Below are 24,604 nucleotides of genomic sequence, written 5' to 3'. Positions count from 1 at the left end.
TCGTGATGTCTAAGAGACTGGCCGGGAAAGTTGCTCTGATCACAGGTGGCGCACGCGGAATAGGCGCTGCCACGGTCGTGGAAATGGCGCGCGAAGGCGCCGCCGTGTTTGCGACAGATCTGCGCGATGATGAGGGAGAAAACCTTGTCGCCGAGTTACGCGGCCAGGGTCTGCGTGGGGCATTCGCCGTGCAGGATGTGACGCAGGAAGCCGGCTGGGACGAAATCTGTGCCGCTGTCATGACGAAATTCGGGCCGATCGACATCCTAGTGAACAATGCGGGTATCGCGATCCCCGGCAGTATCGAGGATCAAACTTTCGCGGACTGGCGCAAAGCAATGGCGGTCAATCTCGATGCGGTGTTCCTGGGGACCCGTGCGGGGGTACGGGCGATGAAGCATCGCGGCGGCTCGATCATCAATGTCTCCTCGATCGAAGGGATTGTCGGTAACCCCCATGTCCCGGCGTATAACGCCTCGAAAGGCGGGGTGCGGCTGCTGACAAAGTCGGCGGCCTTGCATTGCGCGCGCGCCGGCTACGCTGTCCGTATCAACAGCCTGCACCCAGGTTATGTCGACACGGCCATGGTACAGGATGCGTTGACCAACTTGCCGGGCGATTTTGCCGATAGGACGCTCCAACGTATTCCGCTCGGGCGCTTTGGAGATGCTGCAGAAATTGCACGCGCAGCCGTTTTCCTGGCATCGGATCAATCGAGTTACATGACAGGTGCCGAACTCGTGATCGACGGGGGCTACACCGCATGAGTAGGGTCGATTTCCCCGCCGTAGTTGTCGATCGCACCGAAAATGGAGCCCAGATCGCCTCGCTCCGGCACATCAATGAAAACATGCTGCCAAGGGGAAACGTGCTCGTTCGGGTCGAGGCCTCGACGGTCAATTACAAGGATGGCTTGGTGCTGTCAGGCGCGATCCCGCTGATCCAGTCCTTCCCCATGGTGCCCGGCATCGACCTGGCAGGAATTGTGGAATCGAGCGATCATCCCGACTGGCGACCAGGTGATCGCGTAATCGCAAACGGCTGGGGCCTTGGTGAGCGGCACTGGGGCGGCTATGCTGGCAAGAGCAGACTCGACGGGGATTGGCTCGTCGCCTGCCCCGATCGCTTTACTTCAGCGCAAGCCATGGCGATCGGTACCGCAGGCTATACAGCCATGTTGTGCGTGATCGCGCTGACGCAGCAGGGCCTGCAGCCGGCAGATGGCGAAGTTCTTGTCACTGGTGCCAGCGGCGGGGTGGGCAGTATTGCCATATCGTTGCTCGCCCGCCGTGGATTCACCGTCGTCGCCGCCACCGGTCGATTGTCAGAGGAAGCGTACCTCAAGAAGCTTGGTGCATCCGCGATCATCGACCGGGCACAGTTTTCCGAAAGCGGCGCACCGTTACAGGCCGAGCGCTGGGCCGGGGCGATTGATACGGCGGGAAGCCACACGCTCGCCAACATTTGCGCCACATTGCGCTATGGAGGCACTGTCGCAGCAACCGGTATTGCGCAGGGAACGGACCTTCCCGCAACGATGTATCCGCTTGCGCTCCGCGGGATCACGATTTGTGGCATCGACAGCGTTCATGCACCGCTTGCCCGACGGAAATCAGCCTGGGATGCACTCGCCGCCGAGCTGGACCTCGATCTCCTTGCGGCAATGACGAGCACGGTAGCCTTGTCGGACGTGATCGAAAGGGCACCCGAAATCCTGGCGGGCAAAATCCGGGGGCGTCTTGTTGTGGATATTCTCAAATGAAACAGCGTTCTATATTCATCACCGGAGCGGCGTCGGGCATCGGACGCGAATGCGCGCGGCGCTTTGCAGCGGACGGCTGGCGTGTCGGACTGTCCGACTGCAATGCAAAAGGACTGGACGATCTGACGCGCGATTTGGGGAAGAGCGCCTCAATTCACCTCGTAGATGTGCGTGATCTGGCCTCTCTTGCTGGCGCGATTGCTGACTTTTGCGGGGATCACGGCGGTCTCGATGCCATCTTCAATTGTGCCGGCATCCTTGAAATGCGAGCCTTTACTGCAACAAGTCCGGACCGGTTAAAAGACATCGTCGATGTCAACGTGATGGGCGTCATCAACGGGATCCACGCAGCCATTCCATGGCTCAGAATGGGCGACGATCCCCACATCATAAATATGTCCTCGGTTTCCGCGATCTATGGAATTCCTGAAGAGGCGGTCTATTCTGCAAGCAAGTTTGCCGTGCGTGGACTGACCGAGGCGCTGAACATCGAACTGGAAGCGGACGGCATCTGGGTCTGTGACGTCATGGTGGCGTATGTGGCAACGCCAATGGTGCTCGATCCCGTGTCAAAGGCCAAGTCGGTGGACATTCTCGGCGTGAACGTCACGCCCGGCCAAGTTGCCGACACCGTTCACGCGGCAGTGCACGGGCGAAAGGTTCACTGGTTCGTGACCGAAGCTGACAGCGGGGTCGCCCAGCACATCGACCAGACGCCATGGGAAGATCGCCGCGACTTCGTGAAGGGCATAACCGGCTTCTGACCGGCAAACTCGCAAGCCAGGCATCCCATCCTTCTGGACACAGAACATGACCTATACCCCACCGCTCGAGGAGCAGCGCTTTGTTCTCGACCATGTCGCGCGCATCGGCGACCTCATCGCCAGCAACCACTTTCCGGAACTCGATAGCGATCTGATCGACGCAATTCTTGAAGGCGCAGGTGCGCTTGCCGCTGACGTATGGGCGCCGACCAACCGCATTGGCGATACGGCGCCGCCCGAATGGAAGGCGGGCGAGGTCAGGATGCCACCGGGTTTCGGGGAAGCTTATCGCGCCTTTGTCGAGGGCGGTTGGGGAAGCCTGTCGGCACCTGTGGAATTCGGAGGACAGGGACTGCCCGTGGTACTTGGCCTTTCCGTGGCTGAAAATCTCGGCACCGCCAACATGGGCTTCAACCTCTGTCCCATGCTGACCGGCGGCGCGGTCGAGGCAATTGCTGCCCATGGTTCGTCGGAGCTCAAACGACTTTACCTGCCCAAGCTGGTTTCCGGCGAGTGGACGGGCACCATGAACCTCACCGAACCGCAGGCCGGTTCGGACGTCGGCGCTGTTCGATCGATGGCCACGCCCGCCGAAAATGGAACCTGGCGGGTCAAGGGAACGAAGATTTTCATTACGTTCGGCGAACACGATCTGGCCGACAACATCATCCACCTTGTGCTCGCGCGCACGCCGAACGCACCGGCGGGAACCAAGGGCATCTCGCTGTTCCTCGTGCCGAAAATCAAGCCGGACGGAACGCGCAACGACCTGCGCTGCGCTTCCGTAGAACACAAGCTGGGCATCCATAGCTCGCCCACATGCGTCATGACTTTCGGCGACAACGACCAGTGCGACGGATGGCTTATCGGTGCCGAAGGCGCAGGTATGCGTGCGATGTTTACGATGATGAACAATGCGCGGTTGAACGTCGGCCTCCAGGGCGTCGAGATTGCCGAACGCGCGACGCAGCAAGCGCTGGCATTTGCGAGGGAGCGCATCCAGTCGGCCCCCGCAACCAATCCCGCCCGCGGTCCGGTCGCCATTATTGAGCACCCGGATGTGCAACGTATGCTGATGCGCATGGCCGCGCAAACCCAAGCTATTCGCGCCCTCGTTTATGCCGCAGCAGCTGAAATCGACCGGGCTCATCTTGGCATCGAGGGAGCGCAACAACGGCTTGACCTGCTGACTCCGCTTGCAAAATCCCATGCTTCCGATGTTGGCTGCGAGGTCGCCAGTCTTGGCATCCAGGTGCATGGCGGGATGGGCTACATTGAGGAAACCGGTGCCGCCCAGCACTACCGCGACGCCCGCATCGCACCGATCTACGAGGGGACCAACGGCATTCAGGCGGCCGACCTTGTCGGACGAAAGCTCCTGAACGACGGTGGAGCGGGTATGTTCAGCCTTATCACCGATGTGAGGGCTGACAGCCAACGCCCGGAACTGCTCGACCTAGTGAACATTGTCGAGAAAATGACCCATCATGTGATGGCGGCATCTATCAAGGACCGGCTTGCGGCAAGCGCCCCGTACCTCACGATGGTCTCGGTCATGACATGCGCTTGGCTTATCGAGCGACAGATTCGTGCAGTGAATCAGGACCGTCGATCCGAAGGCCGCTTCCGGTCATTCAAGCTTTCTGCGGGTGGTTATTACCTCGCCCATATCGTACCCGAAGCGGCCGGTTTGCGTGCGGCTGTCCTTAACGGAGCAAAATATCTGAACTTTTGAGATTTACGCGGTCACTTTATCACGCTCGAGCATTCTTGCGACAAAGGGCCTTACAAACCGGCGGCCCACTTCGCGCTATGTCCGATATCGGAAACATGCGGACCAATTTGGACGTATGCGGACTCAAACCCCTCTTAATCAGCGGGTCCTAGGTTCGAGCCCTAGTGCGTCCACCATCCTTCCAAGCTTGGTTACTGGAGCACTGGCAGCGGTGCGCGGGCGCGGCCGTTTCTTGCCCCCTCGACAATCCCGGTCCGCTCCGTAAGACCGTCTGGTAGGGAGGAACCTGCGTGAGCTGGACGGAAATTGCCGCTGCCGTGCTGACCTTGGCCAATATTGGCCTGGTTGTTCGCCGCTCGGTCTGGAACTTCCCCGTCGGAATCCTCGCGGTCGCGATCTATGGCACCGTGTTCTTCGAAGCGCGGCTTTACAGCGACGCGCTGCTCCAGGTGTTCTTCGTCGTTGTCCAGCTTTATGGCTGGTGGAAGTGGCGCAGCGCCATCGCCGACGAAGGGGAGCTCGTCGTCAGCTGGTCGCCGCCGCGGACCATGGCCCTTTCGCTGGTGGTGGCGATCGTCCTGATGGCGTCACTCGGCACCGCGATGCACCGCTGGACCGATGCCGCTTCGCCCTATCTCGACGCCACGGTCGCGGCAGGCAGCGTGGTTGCCCAGTTTCTCCTCTCGTTTCGCCGGATCGAGAACTGGATCTACTGGATCGCCGTCAACGTGCTGTCGATCGGGCTTTACCTGTCGCGCGGGCTCAACGTGTCCGCAGGGCTTTACGCACTGCTTCTGGTCCTGGCGGTCGCCGGACTGCTCAGCTGGTTGCGCAGCTCCCGTCAGTCGCAATCGGCGTCCTCGGCATTCGCGTGACTCGCGGCTTTGTCCTCGGCAAGTTCATGCCGCCGCACGCCGGACACGTCGCCTTGTGCGAGGCAGCGACGCGGATGGTCGATACCCTGACGATCCTCGTCTGCTGGTTGCCCGACGATCCGATCCCGGGCGAGCAACGCCTGGCATGGATGCGCGAGCTGTTCCCGGCCGCCCGTGTGCTCGGACATGGCGAGGTCGTTCCTCAGCTGCCCGAAGACAGTCCGGAGTTCTGGCCGATCTGGCGGCGGATCGTCCGGGAAGCGCATCCCGAACCCATCGATCGCCTGTTCGCGGGTGAAGACTATGGCTCGGAGCTTGCGGCGCAGGTAGGCGGACAGTTCGTGCCGCTGGGCGGACGGATCATCGCGGCGGACCAGTCCGGACCGGGCGGCGTCTCGGGCAGCGCGGTCCGCGCTGACCCCACCGCGAACTGGCGCTGGCTCCCTGCACCCGTCCGCCGCGATCTGGTCAAGGTCGTGTCGCTCCACGGGATCGAGAGCACCGGCAAATCGACGCTGGCTGCCGCCCTGGGGCAGCAACTCGGAACGATCTGGGTGCCGGAGTACGGGCGCTCGCACTGCCAGGTTCACGGCACCGATCTCGACGAACGCGGCCTCGAAACGATCGCGGCGGCGCAGGACGCGATGATCGCGGCGGCGCGGCCGTGGTCCGGACCGGTGCTGCTCACGGACACCGACTGGCTGATGACGCGGGCGTGGCACGAAATGATGCTGGGCAAGCCGATGGCCGGGCCGAGCTATGCGCTGGCGGACCTGTACCTGCTCCTCGAGCCCGACCAGCCCTGGATCGACGACGGCCTGCGCCTCTATGGTGCGGATGAGGACCGCGTGCGCTTCCACCGGCTCTGCGTTGCCGAACTGGACCGCGCCGGGGCCAACTACGTCACCATAGGCGGCAGCTGGGAGGAGCGGCGCAAGCAGGCGCTGGCGGCCATCGCGGGCCTTCAGGCCGGGACTGCGCCCGCCGACATCAGGGCGGAAACCTCGGCGGCCGAGTAGCCTGCTTCTGCGAGGATTGCCGGACCATCGGCATTGAACAACGGCGCTCCTCGCAGCGGGCCGACCGGACGCTCGTCGAACTGGCCGGGTGCGACACCGACCTTGTAGGACTGCCCCGGTTCCACCTCGATCTCGGCGATGAAGCCGTTGACCGTTGCCTGCGGGTCGGCGATCACCTCGCCGGCGTTCTGGAGCGGCGCCCACACGCCCTCCATCGTCTTCAGCCGTTCACACCATTCCGCGTAGGTGCGCTGGGCGAAAACGGCGTTCAGCTCGTGCGTCAGCGCGCGTGCGTTCTCCAAGCGCGCGGTGCCGGTGGCGAAGCGCGGGTCCTCGCCAAGGTCGGGCCGTTCGATGTGCGCGAGAAAATCCGGCCACCACTTGTCCATGAGGAGGCAGATGTTGAGCCAGCGTTCGTCCTTGGTCCGGTAGAGGTTGATGAGCGCATTGTGGGCCTCCGCCTGCCGCGTCGCCGGGCCCCGCGGCGAGCCGATGCTGGCCGCGACGATCGACTGGCTCATGATGTAAATACCCATCTGGTACAGTGCGTTATCGACGATGCCGCCCTTGCCCGTCCGCTCGCGGCGGAACAGGGCCGCGCAGATCGCGCCGCACAGCGTCGCCCCGCCGGTCAGGTCTCCCACCGACCCCGGTTGCATGACCGGCTCGCCGCCGGGAAACGTCTGGGCAAAGCCCGAGCCGGAGCGGCACCATGACGAGGGAAAGTCGAACCCTCCGTCATTGGCCATCGCGCCCTTGAGGCCATAACCGGTTCCCCGCGCGTAGATCAGCCGGGGGTTGATCGCCATCATCGTCTCTGGCTCGATCCCCATGGCCTTGCGCGCGCTGGCCCGCATGCTGGTGACGAAGACGTCGGCGTCCTGGATCAGGCGGTACAGGACCGCGCGCCCGGCGGCCTGGGTCAGGTCGAGCCCGATCGACCGTTTGCCGCGATTGCCGGTTTCGAAGAAGGGGTTGATCCGTCCACCCGTCCCCGGAAGCTTGAGGCTGCGCGAGGCGTCGCCGCCTTGCGCACGCTCTACCTTGATGACCTCGGCGCCCCAGTCGGCGAGGATCATCGCAGCGGCGGGGACGAAGGTATGCTCGGCGACCTCGACGACCCTGACACCTTCCATCACGTCGTACATGCCGTCTCTCCCCTGCGCCTTGATGACGCTTGGCCCAACCTTGCAGCAGCGAACTATAACTGTCGAGTCGTCAATTACTCTTTCAACCCAAAGAAAAACGCCGGAGCCATGAGGCCCCGGCGCAATTCATGTCCGCTAAGCTTTTCTCTTAGAAAGAGGCGCGGACGGTCACGCCGTACATCCGGGGCTCGTCGAAGAACGAACCGCGGTCTGCCGGGCGCAGCGGGGTGTTGTAGGTGATCGACCGGGTGTGCTCGTTGGTCAGGTTGGTCGCCCAGAATTCCACACCGATTTGGTTATTTGCGGTCGACAGGCCGATGCGCGCGTTCAGCTTCACGTAGGACGGCTGATAGTCGAGGATCAGCGGCACGCCGGCGGCATTCTTGGGAGCGGTGCTGGTGCGCCGCTTGTCCGAATACTGCGCGTTGACGTTGACCAGCAGGTTGGGCCCGCCATCGCTGAGCGGACCGTCATAGGTCAGCCCGGCAACCCCGCTCCACTTCGGCGCGTTGGTCAGCGGCGCACCGCAGAGCAGCGTCGGAGTAAGGGTCGGGTTGGCCGCCTTGAACGCCGCCGAGACGCAGTCGTCGGGGTAACGCGAGTCGGCATACGTCACCGCGAAGTTGCCGGTCAGGTGCGGCACGATGCGCCCGAAGATTTCGAGCTCCGCACCGGTCGACTTGGCCTTGTCCACGTTGAACGTGACGAACTGCACGCCGGTGAACTCGAGGACCTGGAAGTCCTTCAGGTTCATGTGGAACGCCGCCAGGTTCACGTTGACGCGACCGAAGGTCATCTTCGCGCCGAGTTCGTACGCGTCCACCTTTTCGGACCTGAACCGCGGATCGGCGCCGCCGGCGGCCGCGGTCGAATCGAGGTTGAAGCCGCCCGACTTGAAGCCGTGGCTGAAGCTCGCATAGACCAGCGAGTTCTCGGTGGGCTTGTAACCGAGCTGCGCCGTGTAGGTCAGCTCGTCATCCTTGAACGTCAGCGAGAATTCGCGCGGCAGCGGCAGGAAGTTGCTGGCCAGCACAGTGCCGCCCGTGCCCGGGACGGTCAGGTTGACGCTGGTGGTAAACGGGAAGCAGGTCAGCGCCAGGGCCGGGCCGCCCAGCCCGCCAAGGCCGAATGCCGCGAAGTTGCCGTTGAGCAGGCCATTGGCGATCGCCTGGCACGCCGGAGAGTTAGCGGCGAGCTGGTCGAACGAACCGTCCTTGGTTTCCTTCACATAGCGAGCACCGAGCGTCACGCTGAGCCGGTCGGTCACGCTGAACACGTTGTGCGTGAAGATCGACCAGCTTTCCGAGTCCTGCTTGTACAAGCTGTCGGCAAAGTTGCCGTTGGCACTGGCAAGCGCGCCGGGAGTGAAGGTTGCGAGGTTGCCAGGCGTACCGAATGTACCGTTGCCGATCGCGGTCAGCGCGAGCAACGGGTTCAGCGTGTTCAGTCCCGGGATCGGCAGCTTGCCGCCCGGCAGCGCCGAGAACAGGTAGACCGATGCGTTCGCCTGATAGTCCGGCCCAAGGGTCAGATACTGATGCTCGGTGATCTTCTCATTCGAATAGAACCCGCCAATGAGCCAGTCGAGCTTGTCTTCGAAAGCGCTGCCCTGGACGCGCAGTTCCTGGGTGAATGTCTTGATGTCGTCGCCATTTTTCGGTGCATTCTGCGCGAACTTGACGCCCGGGCCGACGCGATAGACCTGCAAGTTGCTGAAGTCGTCCTGGGTCGAACGCGCGCGATAATCGCGGTAAGCGGTGATCGAGGTAACCTTCACCGCGCCCGGGTTCCACACGATCTCGCCGGAGACGCCCCACTGCTTCTGGCTATTGGCGTATTCATCGTCGACCGAGCCCTGAAGCTTGTCGATCGCCGTCTTGCCGGAAACCAGCACGCCGTCGTTGGGCAGGCCATATGCGGCATAGGCGGCCGAAAGCGGCGCTTCGTAGACACTCAGGCCTTCGCAGCAGTGTTCGTCGGTCTTGGTGTAGTCGGCGATGATGCGGACCGAAAGGTCGGTGCTGGGCTCGGCATAGAACTGGCCGCGCAGCAGGAAACGGTTGCGGTCGTTGCTTTCCGGTCCGCCCAGGCTCTTGATGAAGCCGTCACGGGTCCGATACGCGGTCGAGATGCGAACCGCCGCCTTCCCTTCGGACACCGGTGCGCTGATGCCGCCCTGGACGTTGAAGAAGTTGTAGTTGCCGTAGCTCATGTTCATGAAGCCCTCGAAGTTATCGAGGTCGGGCCGCTTCGTGGTGATGTTGAGCGCACCGGCAGAGGTGTTGCGGCCGAACAGGGTGCCCTGCGGTCCGCGAAGGATTTCGAGTCGCTCCAGATCGACGAGGTCGCCCAGCGCAACGCCCGGGCGCGACTGGTACACACCGTCGATGAACACACCGACCGAGCTTTCGAGACCGATGTTGTTGCCGGTCGTGCCGACGCCGCGGATGCGGATCGTGGTGCCCTGACTTTCGGTCTGCGAGGACTGGATGTTGATGGAAGGCGAGATCGACGCGATGTTCTTGATATCGCGGACGCCTTGGCGCTCGAGCGCCTCTGGCTGGACCGCGGTCACCGCGATCGGGATGTCCTGGACGTTGGCTTCGCGCAACGTGGCGGTCACGATGATCGGCTTGTCGCCGTCGTCGGTCGCATCCTGAGCGAAAACAGGTTGGGTAACGGCGGCCATGCACACGCCGGCCAACAGGAACAGCTTGCCCCTCATATCAGACCTCTCTCTCCAGCGGCGTCCATCGTCGGGTGGACTGCCTGAGAGGGAGAACATACCGAACGGTAAGCAATGTCAACCGGGTTGTTGCGGGTCAAACTATCCGCGCTGTGAATTGCCTTTTCGCGTTGCGCGAATGCCGCAGTTCCGCGGTACAGGGGGCAATCTTCCGGTCTTTGCAAATCACGCCAATCGCAACCCCGGTCCTCATGCAACGTCGAGGAATTCTATCAGTCCGAGAGGCATATAGGGGCCCAGGACCAGCTGTTCGAAAACCCCGAAACCTTCGCCGTGAAGGTCGCTGTAGATCCGGCAAGGAAACTGGACATGGAAGTTGTCGAGCGCCTTCGGATCGCACTGTGACAGCCCGATGTCCTCACGTTCGACGGCCAAAGGACCATGGTAAAGCCCGTGACCCCATTTCGGGGACGTGTAGCCGAGCCCGCGCATCTGGAACCGGCCGAGCGGTTCGAACCGCAACGTTTCGGGTCCGTCGGGACCTTCGATCGTAAGCACTCCACCCTTCGGCCAGCGCGTGCCCGGCTGGAGCGCCGATACCATCTCGCCATGTGTCTCGAACAAGTCCTCCGGCCCCGCCCCGTCCGGAGCGATCACGGCGCGCGTGTTCCATTTGTTGCCGCGGGCGTCGGCGTTGACGTGGAAAAACACGCTGCGATCCCCGAAATTCATCGGCGTCCACTGCCAGAAGAAGCCGGGCACAACCCCTGCCCCATGCGGCTGCTGGTCCGACGTGCCGACCGGGCGAACGCCCCAGGAACGGTCGCGCGTGCCGGCTGTGCCGGGCGCAACCACGTCGCGCCGTCCATCGACCTCTATCCAGCCCTCATAGTGACCGTTCTGGGTCAGCCGGGTGTAGTCCATGAACGTGCGCGGACCGATCCGGTGGACAAAGCGTGGCTCTTCGATCGGGAACGAGCGGCCGGTGAAGACGATGTCCGCGGCGATGCCGTCATGCGGCGCGACGATGACCCTCAGCTTCTGCAGAGGTTCGACGACTTCAACGGTTATCGGTCCGACCGTCAGGTCCATGCGTTCCATCCCCAACTCTCGCGAGGCATGGAGGCAGTGCTCGACCCCGTCGCGGACGTAGGTGAAATGCGCGTCCATGACGTTGAGGTGCGGATACACGCCAAGCGCCACCGCGAAGAAGCCCGATCCGTCCGGCGTGTAGCCGTTGAAGAAATAGCGGTCGTAGAAGTTGCGGTCGGTCCCCGAATAGGCAATCGGCTCGGGAGTCTGGTGCAGCGGATAGTCGTCGCCCTTCGTGAGCATGATCGGTCCTTTCAGAGAGCGGCAAGACTGTCGTGATCGAGCGCAAGCGAACACGCGCCGCGAGCCATCGACAGGAAGTTTTCGTCGCCGCGCGGGGTGCGCTCGACAAAGGCGGCGCTGAAGACCGCAGTGGAAACGCCGTGCAGCGCGCCGCGGCGGTAGTCGTCCCAGATGTCGGCGCGGGTCAGGCGAATGCCCCGCCGGGTCATCTCCGCGCAGTAAAGGTCGAGCAGTTCGTCCTCATGGGCACGGCGAAGTTCGGCACCGATCCCGGCGCCGAGGAAATAGCCGATGTCGGTCAGCGGATTGCCGATCGCCAGCGTCTGCCAGTCGAGAACCGCGAGCGGCTCCGCGCCGCCGTGGATGTCGAACAGCATGTTGTCGAGCCGGTAGTCCCCGTGGACCAGCGACCGGATCGGGCTCTCCCGACCGTGCCAGTCGTCGGCGCGCGCCGCAAGGCCTTCGCAGATCGCCATGTATTCGGGTTCGAGCGTGCCCTCATAGCGTTCGCGGAACAACGCCTGCGCCTGCGGATAGAGCTGGCGGATGTGGGCGGTGATTTCGGCGCGGGGGAGCAACCACGGCAGGCTGGTCAGTTCGGGATCGTTCCAGCTGGGCGCATGGAGCGCGGCGATCTGCCGAATGCCTTCGCGCGCGTCGTCGTTGCCGCAGCCGGCAAGCTGGTTGCCGCCTCGCGCCGGCGCCAGGTCTTCGAAGATCAGGACGAAGTCGCCGCCATCGTCGGCGATTTCCGCCGCCAGAGGCTCAGCCGTGCGGATTTCCAGCCGATTGCGCAGCTCGCGGTAAAAGCCGACTTCGTGGACGTAGAGCAGCAGGCTGGTCGCGGTGTGGCGGCTTGTCGGGTCTTCCGCGGGAAACTTGCCCGCAACCGTTGCCGGCCCGGCACCGGGAATGTCGTACTCCAGGGTAAAGCGCGCGCTGTCCCCGACCTGGCCGGTGCCGATGGGTTGCCAGGACACGCCGGTCACCCGCCCTTCCTGCAGCTTGCCCGAGGCGCGCAATCGCTCGGTCAGCCATTCCGCGGTCACGGAATTCGGGTGCGCGGGAAATGCCGCCATGTTCGAGCGTTCCTCTCGTTCTATCCTGTTTTGCGGCGAGCTTATACCGATGGGTATGGCCTGTCACGCCCTCCTGAAGAGAGAATTATCGGATGAACGGCCCACTCGAATGGTTCGGCGCGATTGGCGCCATTGTTGCCGCCGCAATGATCGCCGCCGACCTTGGACGGCGTCTCACGGGGTGGGCGTTCGTGCTGTTCTCGGTCGTGTCTGTGGCCTGGATTGCGAGCGGCGTCGCCAACGGAACGACGCCGCTGGTGGTACAGAACGGGCTATTGCTGGCGGTCAATGCCTTTGGGGTGTGGCAATACCTGCTCAGCCCCAAGAAGAAGCGCGAGATCGAAAAGCAGGAAGAGATTGCCGAGCAGGCAAAGGAAGAGGTTGCGCAGGAGGGTTGAGTCCCCGCGAATGCGGGGACCTCATGAAGCATTCGGATCGTTTTACGAAGAAAGGGCCCCCGCCTGCGCGGGGGCGCTCTTCCAGCTGACTACCAGATCTTCACGCGCTTTTCGGGCGGCAGGTACAGCTTGTCGCCTTCCTTCACGTCGAACGCCTTGTACCAGGCATCGAGGTTGCGGACGGTCAGCGCGCGGTACTGGCCCGGCGCGTGCCCGTCGGTGGCGATGCGCCCACGCAGGGTCTCCTCGCGCATCTTCGTCGCCCAGGTCTGGGCATAGGCGATGAAGAACCGCTGATCCCCGGTCAGCCCGTCGATCACCGGGGCTTCCTTGCCTCCCAGTGAGGCGTGGTACGCGTCATAGGCTGCCGCCAGACCGGCGACGTCGGCGATGTTCTCGCCGAGCGTCAGCTTGCCGTTGACCTTGAGACCCGGGAACGGCTCGTACGTGTCGTACTGGTCCGCCAGAGCCTTGCCGGCCTGATCGAACTTCGCAAGGTCCTGCGCGGTCCACCAGTTGCGCATCTTGCCGGTGGAATCGAACGCCGCCCCGTTGTTGTCGAAGCTGTGGCTGATTTCGTGGCCGATCACCGCGCCGATCGCGCCGTAGTTATAGGCCGGGTCCGCCTTGGGATCGAAGAACGGCCGCTGGAGGATCGCGGCCGGGAAGTTCAGCGCGTTCTGGACCGGCAGGTTGACCGCATTGACGAGCTGCGCATTCATCCACCATTCGCGGCGGTCGAGAGGCTTGCCGATCTTGGCGAGCTGCTGGGTGTAGTTGACCTTGTCGGCGTTGATTGCGTTGGCATAGGCATTGTCCGCAACCACGCCGAATGTCGAGTAATCCCGCCACGTGTCGGGATAGCCGACGCCCACCTCGATCGACTTGACCTTGGCGAGTGCTTCCTTCTTCGTCTCGGGCGCCATCCAGTCGATCGCTTCGACGCGGCGTCCGAAGGCATCCTTGATCTGGCCGACCATGCCCTGCACTTCGGTCTTGGCCGAGGCGGGGAAGTACTTGTCGACGTAGAGCTTGCCCAGCGCGTCGCCCAGCGCATTGTTCACCGCCGCCAGCGCACGCTTGTCGCGAGGCCGCTGCTCGGTCGTGCCCTGAAGCGCGGTGCCATAGAACGCAAAGCGGTCGGCATCGAGCTTGCTAGGCAGGAACGCGGCGTTGGAGTTGATCTTGTGGAAGACCAGCCAGTCCTTCCATGCGTCGAGGGGCTGCGAAGCCACCAGCGCCGACAGTTTGGGGATCGCGGTCGAGTGGTAGGCCGCGAACTTCTGCTGGTTGCCCAGCTGCGCGCCGCTGAAGAATTCCGCCCAGTCGATGCCCGGGGCCTTTCCGTCGAAGTCGGCACGGCTCCATTCGGCGGCCGAGGACTTGAAGTCCTCCGACTGTTCGCGGCTGGCGTGGGCCTCGGCGATCTTCATTTCGAGATCGTAGATCCGCTGCGCCTTGGCCTGCGCGTCGGGGATGCCGGCGTCGGTCAGGAGCTGGGCGATATAGGCCTTGTACTTGGTCCGCAGCTCGGCCTTCTTGGGATCGGCCGAGAGATAGTACTCACGCTCCGGCATGCCGAGGCCGCCCTGGAGAATGTAGGGCATGACCTCGCCCCCGGCGAGCGCCTGGGTCACGAACACGCCGAACAGGTTCTCGGTCGAGAAGTTGGTGGCGTTGAGCGGGTCGACGTCGGCGCGGATTTCCTCGCCCAGCACCTTCGACAGGCTCTTGGTGTCGCTGATCGCTGCAAAGCGGTCGAGGTCGGCCTTGACCGGGGCCATCCCGGCGGCGTCGATCGCCTTGGTGTCCATGAAGGCGTTGTAGAACGCCTTGATCCGTCCGGCGTCGGTATCGGGCGCGGCGTCGGACTTGAGGATGCCGTCCATCAGCTCGGCGAGCTGCTTCTCGGTCTGCTGGTCGGCGATGAGGAACCCGCCGATGCTCGACCGGTCGGCCGGGATCTCGGTGTTCTTCATCCACGTGCCGTTGGCGTAGTTGTAGAAGTCGTCGCCCGGCTTGACCGTCTTGTCCATCGCCGCGAGATCGACGCCGACAGCGGTACCCGGCGTGGCGACCGCGGTCTGGTTGCCGGCCATGTTGCAGGCCACGGGGCCGGCGAGGACCGAAGCGCCGAGCAGGGCGGCGGCGAGAAGCTTGGTGCGCATCAAGGCAGGTATCCTCCGGACGAGCAGGTTCGCGCGAGGGCGCGCCCGCTGGTTACATCGGAAACCTCATAGGACGCACCCGCCCGCCCGGCAATGTCGTTTGTCGGGCGGGGTTTGCGGTTCGTCAGCCCGCGAGACGCCCGAACGCCGCCGCGCCGGCATACTTCGCCGAATTGCCCAGTTCTTCCTCGATGCGGATCAGCTGGTTGTACTTGGCCAGCCGGTCCGAGCGGGCGAGCGAGCCGGTCTTGATCTGGCCGCAGTTGGTGGCGACTGCGAGGTCAGCGATCGTCGCGTCCTCGGTCTCGCCCGAACGGTGCGACATGACCGCAGTGTAGCCGTTGCGCTGGGCGATCGACACGGCCTCCAGCGTCTCGGTCAGCGTGCCGATCTGGTTGACCTTGACCAGCAGCGAATTGGCGAGGCCCTTGCCGATGCCCATGGTCAGGCGCTTCGGGTTGGTCACGAACAGGTCGTCGCCAACCAGCTGGCAGGTCCCGCCGACCATGTCGGTCAGCGCCTTCCAGCCCTCGAAGTCGTCCTCGCTCATCCCGTCCTCGATCGAGATGATTGGGTAATCGGCCACCAGCTTGGCGAGGTAGTCGGCCATCTCGACCGGCGAGAGCGACAGCCCTTCCCCGCTGATTTCGTACTTGCCGTTCTTGAAGAACTCGGTCGCCGCGCAGTCGAGCGCGAGCTTGATGTCGGTGCCCGGCTTGAACCCGGCCTTCTCGATCGAGGCCATCACGAAGTCGAGCGCATCGCGGGTGCTGGCGAGGTTCGGCGCGAACCCGCCCTCGTCACCCACCGCCGTCGCGAGACCCTTGTCGTGGAGGCCCTTCTTGAGGGTGTGGAACACTTCCGCGCCCCAGCGCACCGCCTCGGCCAGCGTCGACGCGCCGACCGGCATGATCATGAATTCCTGGAAGTCGATCGGGTTGTCGGCATGCTCGCCGCCATTGATGATATTCATCATCGGCACCGGCAGGACATGCGCCGAAACCCCGCCGACATAGCTGTAGAGCGGCAGCCCGCGCGCGTCGGCCGCGGCCTTCGCGACCGCGAGGCTGGTGCCGAGGATCGCGTTCGCGCCGATGCGCCCCTTGTTCTCGGTCCCGTCGAGCGCGATCATCGCCATGTCGATGTCGCGCTGGTCCTCGGCATCGAGGCCGACCAGTTCCTCGGCGATCTCGCCGTTCACGGCCGCGACGGCCTTCTGCACGCCCTTGCCGAGGTAGCGGGCCTTGTCGCCGTCGCGCAGTTCCACCGCTTCGTGGGCACCGGTGGATGCGCCCGATGGCACCGCAGCGCGGCCAAACGAGCCGTCTTCCAGCAGAACGTCGACCTCCACGGTGGGATTGCCGCGGCTGTCGAGGATCTCGCGGGCGTGGATGTCAATGATCGCGGTCATGGAAATGCTCCTTGAAAAAGGCCGAATCCCTGTGCGCACGGGCGCGAGCCCCTGCCGGTTTCGCGCGGCTCCTATCGGCTGGAACCATGGCAGGCAACCCGCGTTAACCCGGTCCGGACCACTCGAAAGGCGCAAAAACACTCGCGCCATTCTTGCTGATTTACGTTAAGCTCACCAAGTGTGGGTGAAAGGGCTTTCGGGCCCGCCGACATCCAACCAGGGACACGAAGGAAACGACCATGGCTGATACCACTGCAAGCACGCCCAAGCCTGCCAGGAAGAAGGTGACTGCGGTCGCCCCATCGGTCGATCCCGTGGTCGGCACGGCGTCGGACAACGTCTCCAACGCCAAGTCGCGTTTCGGCAAGGCGATCGAAGAGGCGAAGGCCGGGGCCGAGGCGCTGAAGCAGGAAGCGATGGACCGCAGCGCCGCCTACACCGGCGCCGCCCGCGAGAAGATCGCCGGTTCCACGGCGGACTGGCAGGGCGAGGCGAAAGCCTATGCCGGCCAGGCCAAGGAAAAGGCCACCACCTTTGCCAAGGAAGGCAAGACCAAGGCCAGCGACGCGCTCGCCGCCGTGGGCAAGACGATTGCCGATACCGCCCCGACCGTGGATGAAAAGCTTGGCCCCCAGTACGGCGACTACGCTCGCAGCGCCGCCCGCTGGACCCAGGAAACTGCGGCGAAGCTCGAAGCCAAGGAACTGGGCGAGATCGGCGAAGACATCAAAACCTTCGTCCGCAACAGCCCCGGAGCCGCGATCGGCATTGCCGCCGTGGCCGGTTTCGTGGTCGCGCGGATGCTCGGTGGCGGGAACTCGGAAGACTGAGCGCAATTGACAGTCCGGCCGCCGAACGGTCTGCTGCGCCGCGATGAGCGAACGCCAACCTCACCCAGCCGCCGAGGCGGAAATCGACCGCGAGGCCGACGTTTCACTGGTCGCTGACCTGAAGGCGCTGGTCGAAGACGGCCGGACACTTGCCGAGGCTGAGTGGGCACTCCAGTCTGCCCGCGCGGCTTATGCCTGGAAGCGCGGAAAAGGCGTATTGGTGCTGCTGATCGGAGCGGTGTTCTTCGCCTTTTTCGCGTTGATGGCCCTGGTCGTGGGCCTGCTGATGTCGCTGGCGCCGCTGCTGACACCGTGGGGAGCCATGGCGGCCGTCACTCTGGTCCTCGCGGCGCTTGCGGCAACCTGCTTCGTCAAGGCCGTTTCGCGGTTTCGTGCGGCCCAGTCGCGGCTCACGGGCAAGGAGATGGGTTCGTGAGCGAAGCGACCGATGCCGCACCCCTGATCGAAGCGCAGAAATTGCGCAACGCGGCCCATGCGCTGGTCCGGCAGGACATCGATTTCATCCGCGACGGACTTGCCGCGCGTCCGATTCCGCAGCGGGTGAAGGACAGCGCGGTCGAAAAGCTCGTCGACACGGCCGAAGTGGCGGGCGACATCGCCGCCGAGAACAAGGGCATCATTGCCGGGACGGCGCTTGCGATCCTCGCGTGGATGCTGCGCGGTCCGATCATCGACGGGATCGAGTCCGGGATTGAAAAGTTGATGGAATGGGGGCCGAAATGACCAAGGAGAATGCAGTGGCCGACAGCCCCAAGCAGAAGATCGCCGATCGGATATCGGCAGGACAGGAGCGCAACAGGGCGCGCGGCACGGTCCGCGAGGTGATCGAAGAGCATCCGATCGCCGTAATCGCCGGGGGCATCTTGCTCGGCGCGGTACTCGCGCAGTTTCTCCCCAAGACCGGCCTCGCCCGGTATAGCCGCCGCGCCGCCGCGCTGGCCGCCGCAGGCGGTGAGCTGGCCATGCTCTATGGCTCGAAAGCGGCCGACAGCGCCGGAGACGTTGCTCGCGAAGGGCGCGAAAAGCTCGGCGAACTGGGCGACACGGTGAGCGACACCGCCGCCGAAGCCAAGCGCAAGGGTCTTGACCTGGCCGACGTTGCGCTGGCCGGCGTCAAGGCCTTCGGTGGGTCGACTGCCCGCCGCGTGTCCGACCTCGCTTCAAAAGTCCGACATTAGTCGCACGCAAACGTATGCGCCGTGGGTGGTTCTTGCGGCGCATCACGTTTTTTGTAAGGCGGCCGGCAATCCTCTCCCCAAGGAATGCCACCAAATGCAAAAGCTTCACCTCGTCATGGGCGGCCGCGTAAAAGACCCGCAGGGCCTCGAATTCGCGGACCTCTCCAAGGTTCATTTCGTCGGCGTTTTTCCCGACTACGCGTCCGCTGAAGATGCCTGGCGCAGCAACGCCCAGCGTACGGTCGACGATGCCGAAATGAAGTACGTGATCGTCCACCTTCACCGGCTGCTCGAGCCGGAACTGCCGAAGGCCTGAAACGAAAAAGCCCCCGCGTCGCGGGGGCTTTTTGCTTGAAGCTGCGCCGGTTCAGATGAATTCGATCTTCTGCACCAGGTAGAACCGGTCGCCAGCGGGCACCGAAACCTCGATTTCGTCGTCTACCTTGCGGCCGATCAGCGCCCGGCCGAGCGGCGAGTTGTAGCTGATCATGCCCTTCTTGGCGTCAGCCTCGGCCTGCCCGACAATTTGGTAGCGTACCGGCTTCTCATCGTCGTCGAGCAGCGTGACGGTCGCGCCAAACACGATGCGGTCACCCGAAAGCGTCGTGGGGTCGATGATCTGCGCGCGGCTGATCTTGTCCTCGAGGTCGGCGATCGTGGCCTCGACCTGCCCCTGACGCTCCTTGGCGGCATGATATTCGGCGTTTTCCGACAGATCGCCGTGGGCGCGCGCTTCCTCGATCGCATCGACGATCTGCGGGCGTTCCTCGCGCAGCGCTTTCAGCTCCGCAGTCAGCTTTTCGTAGCCTTCCTGGAGCATCGGCAGCTTTTCGGTACTCGCCATCATTCGCCTTTCAACAAGTCGTCCCCCAACCCGCAACAGGGAAAACCGTTCCCTGCCAAGACGTTATGGTGTCTCGGCGTATCTGCTGCGATTTTGGGGGTTATTCAGGACTTATCCATAATAGTCTTGCAGCGACCGCACCGCAAGGTCGGTGGTCTGCAGAGCTTCGATCGCCTCGGCCGTGGCGACGCTCGCCGCAGCGGTGGTGAAGTACGGCACCTTGGCCCCCAGCGCGCTCGCCCGGATCGAGGCCGAGTCCTTGTGGCTCTGCCAGCCCTCGGTGGTGTTGAAGATCAGCGCGATCTCGCCGTCGATGATCCGGTCGACGATGTGCGGCCGGCCTTCCGCCACCTTGTTGACCCGCTCGACCACCACGCCCGCATCGGCCAGGAACCGCGCTGTCCCGCCAGTCGCGACAATCTTGAAGCCGAGCTTCGCCAGCCGCTGCACGCCGGGCAGGACCACGGTCTTGTCGCTGTCCTTGACCGAGACGAACAGCGTGCCCTGCGACGGCAGCCGCGTGCCTGCACCGAGTTGCGACTTGGCAAAGGCGATCGCGAAATTGCTGTCGATCCCCATGACTTCGCCGGTTGACTTCATCTCGGGGCTCAGCACCGGATCGACACCCGGGAACCGCGCGAACGGGAACACCGCTTCCTTGACCGCCATATAGTCGATGTTGCGATCGATCACCGGCAGGTCGGCCAGCTTCTCCCCGGCCATGATCCGTGCCGCATATTTGGCGATCGGCTGGCCGATGGCCTTGGCGACGAACGGCACCGTGCGGCTGGCGCGCGGGTTGACCTCGATCAGGTACACCTCGCCGTTCTTGACTGCGAACTGGATGTTCATCAGGCCCCGGACGTTGAGGCCCTTGGCGAGCAGCACCGCCTGGCGCTCCATCTCCTGCACGATGTCGTCCGACAGGCTGTAGGGCGGAAGGGTGCAGGCGCTGTCGCCGGAGTGGATGCCGGCTTCCTCGATATGCTGGAGCACGCCCGCGACCACGACCTCGTCGCCGTCGCAAAGCGCGTCGACGTCGCATTCCACGGCGTCGCGCAGGTACTGGTCGATCAGCACCGGACTATCGCCCGAGACCTGCACTGCGGTGGCGATATATTCATCGAGCTGGGCGCGGCTGTCGACGATCTCCATCGCCCGCCCGCCGAGCACGTAACTCGGGCGGATCAGCACCGGGTAGCCGATGCGCTCGGCCACCGCGACCGCCTCGTCGCGGCTGCGGGCCAGGCCGTTGAGCGGCTGCTTGAGCTTGAGCTTCTCGACCAGCGCGGCAAACCGCTCGCGGTCTTCGGCCAGGTCGATCGAGTCCGGCGAGGTGCCGAGGATCGGGATGCCGGCGTCCTGCAGCGCCTGCGCGAGCTTGAGCGGAGTCTGTCCGCCGAACTGGACGATCACGCCGACCAGCTCGCCGTTCTGCTGTTCGGCGTGGAGGATCTCCAGCACGTCCTCGGCCGTCAGCGGCTCGAAATAGAGCCGGTCCGAGGTGTCGTAGTCGGTCGAGACCGTCTCCGGGTTGCAGTTGACCATGATGGTCTCGAACCCGGCCTCTTCCAGCGCGAAGCACGCGTGGCAGCAGCAGTAATCGAATTCGATCCCCTGCCCGATCCGGTTCGGCCCGCCGCCGAGGATGACGATCTTCCTTGCACCGGTCGGAGCGCTCTCGCACTCCGGCTCGCCGAACAGGCCACCTTCATAGGTCGAGTACATATAGGGCGTGACCGCCTCGAACTCGGCCGCGCAGGAGTCGATCCGCTTGAACACCGGCCGCACACCCAGCTTGTGGCGCAGCTGACAGACCTCCGCCTCGCTGGTCGCGCCGGCCATTGCTTTCAGCGCATCGTGGAGCAGGCCGGAGCGCTTGGCCGAGGTTTCCCCCAGCCCGCCGGCCACGCCGACCGAACGCACCGCGAGCGTCGCCAGGCGCTTGTCGGAGAAGCCCATGGACTTCAGCCGCCGCAGGCCCGCCGCGTCGTTGGGCAGGCCGTCGGCCATGATCCGCTTTTCCTCGTCGATGATCTCGAGGATGTGGCGGAGGAACCAGGGATCGTACTTGGTGACGGCGTGGACGTCCTCGACCGAGAAGCCTTCGCGGAAAGCCTGCGCGACGACCAGCAGCCGCTCCGGCGTGGCGCGGCTGAGCGCGGCGTTGATCTCGTCGCGGCCGGCGCCTTCGAGCTCGACCACGCGGTTGAATCCGTCGAGCCCGGTTTCGAGGCCGCGCAGGGCCTTCTGCATCGATTCCTTGATGTTCCGGCCGATCGCCATGACCTCGCCGACCGACTTCATCGCAGTGCCTAGCAGCGGCTCGCTGCCCTTGAACTTCTCGAACGCGAAGCGCGGGATCTTGGTCACGACATAGTCGATGGTCGGCTCGAACGCTGCCGGGGTCGCCCCGGTGATGTCGTTGGTGATCTCGTCGAGGGTGTAGCCGACCGCGAGCTTGGCCGCGACCTTGGCGATCGGGAAGCCGGTAGCCTTCGACGCCAGCGCCGAGGAGCGCGAGACCCGCGGGTTCATCTCGATGACGATCAGCCGCCCGTCCTTCGGGTTGACTGCGAACTGTACATTCGAACCGCCTGTTTCGACGCCGATTTCCCGGAGGACCGCGATCGATGCATTGCGCATGATCTGGTATTCCTTGTCGGTCAGCGTCAGCGCCGGGGCGACGGTGATGGAATCGCCGGTGTGGACGCCCATCGGATCGACGTTCTCGATCGAGCAGATGATGATGGCATTGTCGTTCCGGTCGCGGACGACTTCCATCTCGTATTCCTTCCAGCCGAGGAGCGATTCCTCGATCAGGACTTCGGTGGTCGGCGAGGCTTCGAGCCCGCCTTTGACGATCTTGACGAATTCCTCGCGGTTGTAGGCGATCCCGCCGCCGGTACCGCCAAGGGTGAAGCTGGGGCGGATGATCGAAGGTAGGCCGGTCATTTCCAGCACGGCGAGCGCCTCGTCTACCGTGTGGGCGACGCCAGAGCGGGCGGATTCCAGCCCGATCTTGTCCATCGCCTCGCGGAAGCGCTGGCGGTCCTCGGCCTTGTCGATGGCGTCGGCGTTGGCACCGATCATGGTGACGCCAAACTTGTCGAGCGTGCCGTCATTGAACAGCGCCAGCGCGGTGTTGAGCGCGGTCTGCCCGCCCATCGTCGGCAGCAGCGCGTCGGGACGCTCCTTCTCGATGATCTTCGCGACGATTTCGGGCGTGATCGGCTCGACATAGGTCGCGTCGGCCATTTCCGGGTCGGTCATGATCGTCGCCGGGTTCGAATTGACCAGGACGATGCGATAGCCCTCTTCCTTGAGCGCCTTGACCGCCTGCGTGCCCGAATAGTCGAACTCGCAAGCCTGGCCGATGACGATCGGCCCGGCGCCGATGATCAGGATCGAGGAGATGTCAGTGCGTTTGGGCATTGTTGCTCTCGTTTTTCAGACCCCGAAGCACTCCAAGAGGTCGGGGAAGGAATTCAATGTCTGCCGCTCAACCGAGCGAAGCTACGAACTTCTCGAAAAGGTAGAAGCTGTCCTGCGGCCCGGGGCTTGCCTCGGGGTGGTACTGGACGCCGTAGGCGCGCTTGCCGCGGATCGCGATGCCGCAGTTGGAGCCGTCGAACAGCGAGACGTGGGTTTCCTCGACGTTCTCCGGCAGCGCGGTGTTGTCGACCGCGAAGCCGTGGTTCATCGAGGTGATCTCGACCACCCCGTCGCCCTTGCGCAGCACCGGGTGGTTCGCGCCGCGGTGGCCCTGGTGCATCTTGGTGGTCTTCGCCCCCGCGGCGAGCGCCAGCATCTGGTGGCCGAGGCAGATCCCGAACAGCGGAATGTCGCGTTCGAGCAGCCCCTGGATCACCGGCACCGAGTACGCCCCGGTCGCCGCCGGGTCGCCCGGGCCGTTGGAGAGGAACACGCCGGCGGGCTCCAGCGCGAGGATCGTTTCCAGCGGAGTCTCCGCCGGCACAACCGTCACCCCCGCCCCGGCCTTCACCAGGTTGCGGAAGATGTTGTCCTTGGCGCCGTAGTCGATGGCGACGACGTGCGGGCGCGTATCATGCGGGCTACGGCCGTACCCCTTGCCTAGGTGCCAGACCGAGCCTTCCCACTCTTCCTGACCATCACGGGTCACGACGCGGGCGAGGTCCATGCCTTCAAGGCCGGGCCACAGCTTTGCCCGCTCGACCAGCGCGTCGATGTCGAACTTGCCGGCGGGATCATGCGCGATCACCGCGTTCGGCGCGCCGGAGAGGCGGATGCGGCGGGTCAGAGCGCGGGTGTCGATCCCGGCGATGCCGATCTTGCCGAGCTTTTCCATCCACGCCTGGAAGGTGCCCTGGGCGCGGAAGTTCGACGGCGCGGTGACGTCCTCGCGCACCACGCAGCCGACCGCGCCCAAAACCGACCCGCGCGTGTCGTGGCTTTCGACGTCCTCGGCGTTGGTGCCGACGTTGCCGATGTGCGGAAAAGTGAAGGTCACGATCTGTGCGGCATAGGAGGGATCGGTCATCACCTCCTGATAACCGGTAATCGCGGTGTTGAAGCACACCTCGCCCACCGCCGAGCCGCTCGCGCCGAAGCCCTTGCCCCACGCCACCGATCCGTCCGCCAGCACGAGGACTCCCGTCGCGCCCTTGGGTTGAGGCGCACGGGTGTGGGCGGGGTCGGCCATGACTTGGGGCGCTCCGTTGGCAGGGGTTTCTGGCGATGTCGCTAAGGCTTGGCCGCTAGACCTGCTGCATCGCAGCGTCAACCTAGCGAACAGGAAAAGTTTGCCCTACAGGTGCCGTTTCCGCGCCGAGAGGGCGGTGTTCCACAGGAAATGCGAAATCATGATCCGCGATACCATCAAGGCCGCGCAGGTGGCCTCCATGAAGGCCGGCGACAAGCCCCGCCTCGCCGCCGTCCGCCTGATCCTTGCCAAGCTCAAGGACAAGGACATCGAACTGCGCACCGCCGCGAACGTCCCTGAGGATGACACGATCGTCACCGACGTACTCCAGAAGATGGCCAAGCAGCGCCGCGAATCGATCACGCTCTACGAACAGGGCGGCCGCCAGGAACTCGCCGACGTCGAGAAGGCGGAGCTGGCGGTGATCGAGGAATTCCTGCCCCAGCAGATGGGCGAGGACGAAGTGAAGGCCGCGATCGCCGGGATCATCGCCGAAACCGGCGCGGCCGGCATGAAGGACATGGGCAAGGTCGTCGCCGCGCTCAAGGCGAAGCACGGCACGCAGCTCGACATGGGCAAGGCGAGCGGACTGGTAAAGGCAGCGCTGGCGTGAGCCCTCCCCTCCCGCATGCGGGAGTGGTCGGGGTCTGGCCTGAAGGTGCTCGCT

General features: G+C 64.2%; 22 protein-coding genes and 1 tRNA gene. 14 read left to right on the top strand and 9 right to left on the bottom strand.

What is annotated here, in order from left to right; all coding sequences use genetic code 11:
• Positions 1-5: 5 nt before the first annotated feature.
• The 7 genes from AC3WLD_RS11465 (at position 6) to AC3WLD_RS11435 (ending at position 6,155) form a co-directional block, all read left to right on the top strand.
• On the top strand, positions 6-767 hold the full coding sequence (locus AC3WLD_RS11465) for a glucose 1-dehydrogenase (RefSeq protein WP_492557093.1): 762 nt from the start codon (positions 6-8) through the stop codon (positions 765-767).
• Positions 764-1,762 carry an acrylyl-CoA reductase (NADPH) gene (acuI, locus tag AC3WLD_RS11460; RefSeq protein WP_492557092.1) on the top strand — a complete coding sequence of 333 codons (999 nt, stop codon included), beginning with the start codon at positions 764-766 and terminating at the stop codon, positions 1,760-1,762. Before AC3WLD_RS11465 ends, acuI begins: the two co-directional genes overlap by 4 nt.
• The gene (locus tag AC3WLD_RS11455) at positions 1,759-2,526 is read left to right on the top strand and encodes an SDR family oxidoreductase (protein WP_492557091.1); all 768 of its coding nucleotides are present in this window, start codon (positions 1,759-1,761) and stop codon (positions 2,524-2,526) included. The genes acuI and AC3WLD_RS11455 overlap by 4 nt, the downstream gene beginning before the upstream one ends.
• Before the next feature lie 46 nt (positions 2,527-2,572).
• On the top strand, positions 2,573-4,261 hold the full coding sequence (locus AC3WLD_RS11450; RefSeq protein ID WP_492557090.1) for an acyl-CoA dehydrogenase family protein: 1,689 nt from the start codon (positions 2,573-2,575) through the stop codon (positions 4,259-4,261).
• Positions 4,262-4,370: 109 nt separating this feature from the next.
• Positions 4,371-4,437 (top strand) — tRNA-OTHER (locus tag AC3WLD_RS11445).
• Between the two features lie 114 nt (positions 4,438-4,551).
• Entirely contained in the window at positions 4,552-5,136 is a 585-nt protein-coding gene (gene pnuC / locus AC3WLD_RS11440) for a nicotinamide riboside transporter PnuC (RefSeq protein ID WP_492557089.1), read from the top strand.
• Positions 5,133-6,155 (top strand): AAA family ATPase, encoded by a 1,023-nt coding sequence (locus tag AC3WLD_RS11435; protein WP_492557088.1) that lies wholly within the window; start codon positions 5,133-5,135, stop codon positions 6,153-6,155. Before pnuC ends, AC3WLD_RS11435 begins: the two co-directional genes overlap by 4 nt.
• Here the strand turns inward: AC3WLD_RS11435 and AC3WLD_RS11430 are convergent.
• The 4 genes from AC3WLD_RS11430 to AC3WLD_RS11415 form a co-directional block, all read right to left on the bottom strand.
• Positions 6,101-7,303: a CaiB/BaiF CoA transferase family protein gene (locus tag AC3WLD_RS11430; protein ID WP_492557087.1), complete on the bottom strand. Its 1,203-nt coding sequence runs from the start codon at positions 7,301-7,303 to the stop codon at positions 6,101-6,103. The genes AC3WLD_RS11435 and AC3WLD_RS11430 overlap by 55 nt on opposite strands.
• Before the next feature lie 148 nt (positions 7,304-7,451).
• Positions 7,452-10,028, bottom strand: coding sequence for a TonB-dependent receptor (locus AC3WLD_RS11425; protein WP_492557086.1), 2,577 nt, complete (start codon positions 10,026-10,028; stop codon positions 7,452-7,454).
• Positions 10,029-10,238: 210 nt separating this feature from the next.
• On the bottom strand, positions 10,239-11,324 hold the full coding sequence (locus AC3WLD_RS11420) for an Rv3169 family protein (RefSeq protein ID WP_492557085.1): 1,086 nt from the start codon (positions 11,322-11,324) through the stop codon (positions 10,239-10,241).
• Between the two features lie 11 nt (positions 11,325-11,335).
• Complete coding sequence (locus AC3WLD_RS11415) at positions 11,336-12,403, bottom strand: phosphotransferase family protein (RefSeq protein ID WP_492557084.1); 1,068 nt, start codon at positions 12,401-12,403, stop codon at positions 11,336-11,338.
• A 92-nt stretch (positions 12,404-12,495) separates the two neighbouring features.
• Here AC3WLD_RS11415 and AC3WLD_RS11410 point away from each other — a divergent pair, with 92 nt between their 5' ends.
• Positions 12,496-12,801, top strand: coding sequence for a hypothetical protein (locus AC3WLD_RS11410; RefSeq protein WP_492557083.1), 306 nt, complete (start codon positions 12,496-12,498; stop codon positions 12,799-12,801).
• Between the two features lie 89 nt (positions 12,802-12,890).
• On the opposite strand, the gene AC3WLD_RS11405 is transcribed toward AC3WLD_RS11410, so the two are convergent.
• A complete protein-coding gene (locus tag AC3WLD_RS11405; RefSeq protein ID WP_492557082.1) occupies positions 12,891-14,969 on the bottom strand; it encodes a M13 family metallopeptidase in 2,079 nt (692 codons plus the stop codon).
• Between the two features lie 124 nt (positions 14,970-15,093).
• The gene (gene eno / locus AC3WLD_RS11400; RefSeq protein WP_492557081.1) at positions 15,094-16,380 is read right to left on the bottom strand and encodes a phosphopyruvate hydratase; all 1,287 of its coding nucleotides are present in this window, start codon (positions 16,378-16,380) and stop codon (positions 15,094-15,096) included.
• Positions 16,381-16,619: 239 nt separating this feature from the next.
• On the opposite strand from eno, the gene AC3WLD_RS11395 reads away from it, so the two are divergent.
• From AC3WLD_RS11395 to AC3WLD_RS11375, 5 genes are all read left to right on the top strand, one after another.
• Positions 16,620-17,210, top strand: coding sequence for a hypothetical protein (locus AC3WLD_RS11395; RefSeq protein ID WP_492557080.1), 591 nt, complete (start codon positions 16,620-16,622; stop codon positions 17,208-17,210).
• 43 nt (positions 17,211-17,253) lie between these two features.
• Positions 17,254-17,646: a phage holin family protein gene (locus AC3WLD_RS11390; protein ID WP_492557079.1), complete on the top strand. Its 393-nt coding sequence runs from the start codon at positions 17,254-17,256 to the stop codon at positions 17,644-17,646.
• Positions 17,643-17,954: a hypothetical protein gene (locus AC3WLD_RS11385; RefSeq protein ID WP_492557078.1), complete on the top strand. Its 312-nt coding sequence runs from the start codon at positions 17,643-17,645 to the stop codon at positions 17,952-17,954. Before AC3WLD_RS11390 ends, AC3WLD_RS11385 begins: the two co-directional genes overlap by 4 nt.
• On the top strand, positions 17,951-18,409 hold the full coding sequence (locus AC3WLD_RS11380) for a hypothetical protein (protein ID WP_492557077.1): 459 nt from the start codon (positions 17,951-17,953) through the stop codon (positions 18,407-18,409). Before AC3WLD_RS11385 ends, AC3WLD_RS11380 begins: the two co-directional genes overlap by 4 nt.
• 94 nt (positions 18,410-18,503) lie before the next feature.
• A complete protein-coding gene (locus AC3WLD_RS11375; protein ID WP_492557076.1) occupies positions 18,504-18,725 on the top strand; it encodes a DUF4170 domain-containing protein in 222 nt (73 codons plus the stop codon).
• Between the two features lie 51 nt (positions 18,726-18,776).
• Here the strand turns inward: AC3WLD_RS11375 and greA are convergent, their stop codons facing one another.
• The 3 genes from greA to carA form a co-directional block, all read right to left on the bottom strand.
• Complete coding sequence (gene greA / locus AC3WLD_RS11370; protein ID WP_492557075.1) at positions 18,777-19,253, bottom strand: transcription elongation factor GreA; 477 nt, start codon at positions 19,251-19,253, stop codon at positions 18,777-18,779.
• 111 nt (positions 19,254-19,364) lie between these two features.
• On the bottom strand, positions 19,365-22,688 hold the full coding sequence (gene carB, locus AC3WLD_RS11365) for a carbamoyl-phosphate synthase large subunit (protein ID WP_492557074.1): 3,324 nt from the start codon (positions 22,686-22,688) through the stop codon (positions 19,365-19,367).
• A 67-nt stretch (positions 22,689-22,755) separates the two neighbouring features.
• Positions 22,756-23,937 (bottom strand): glutamine-hydrolyzing carbamoyl-phosphate synthase small subunit, encoded by a 1,182-nt coding sequence (carA, locus tag AC3WLD_RS11360; protein ID WP_492557073.1) that lies wholly within the window; start codon positions 23,935-23,937, stop codon positions 22,756-22,758.
• A 160-nt stretch (positions 23,938-24,097) separates the two neighbouring features.
• Here carA and AC3WLD_RS11355 point away from each other — a divergent pair, with 160 nt between their 5' ends.
• Positions 24,098-24,550: a GatB/YqeY domain-containing protein gene (locus tag AC3WLD_RS11355; protein WP_492557072.1), complete on the top strand. Its 453-nt coding sequence runs from the start codon at positions 24,098-24,100 to the stop codon at positions 24,548-24,550.
• The last annotated feature ends 54 nt before the right edge of the window (positions 24,551-24,604 follow it).

Source organism: Novosphingobium sp. FW305-C-111, assembly GCF_058783565.1.
The sequence above is the reverse complement of the archived record's forward strand: the minus strand, read 5'-3'. Positions and strand labels throughout refer to the sequence as shown.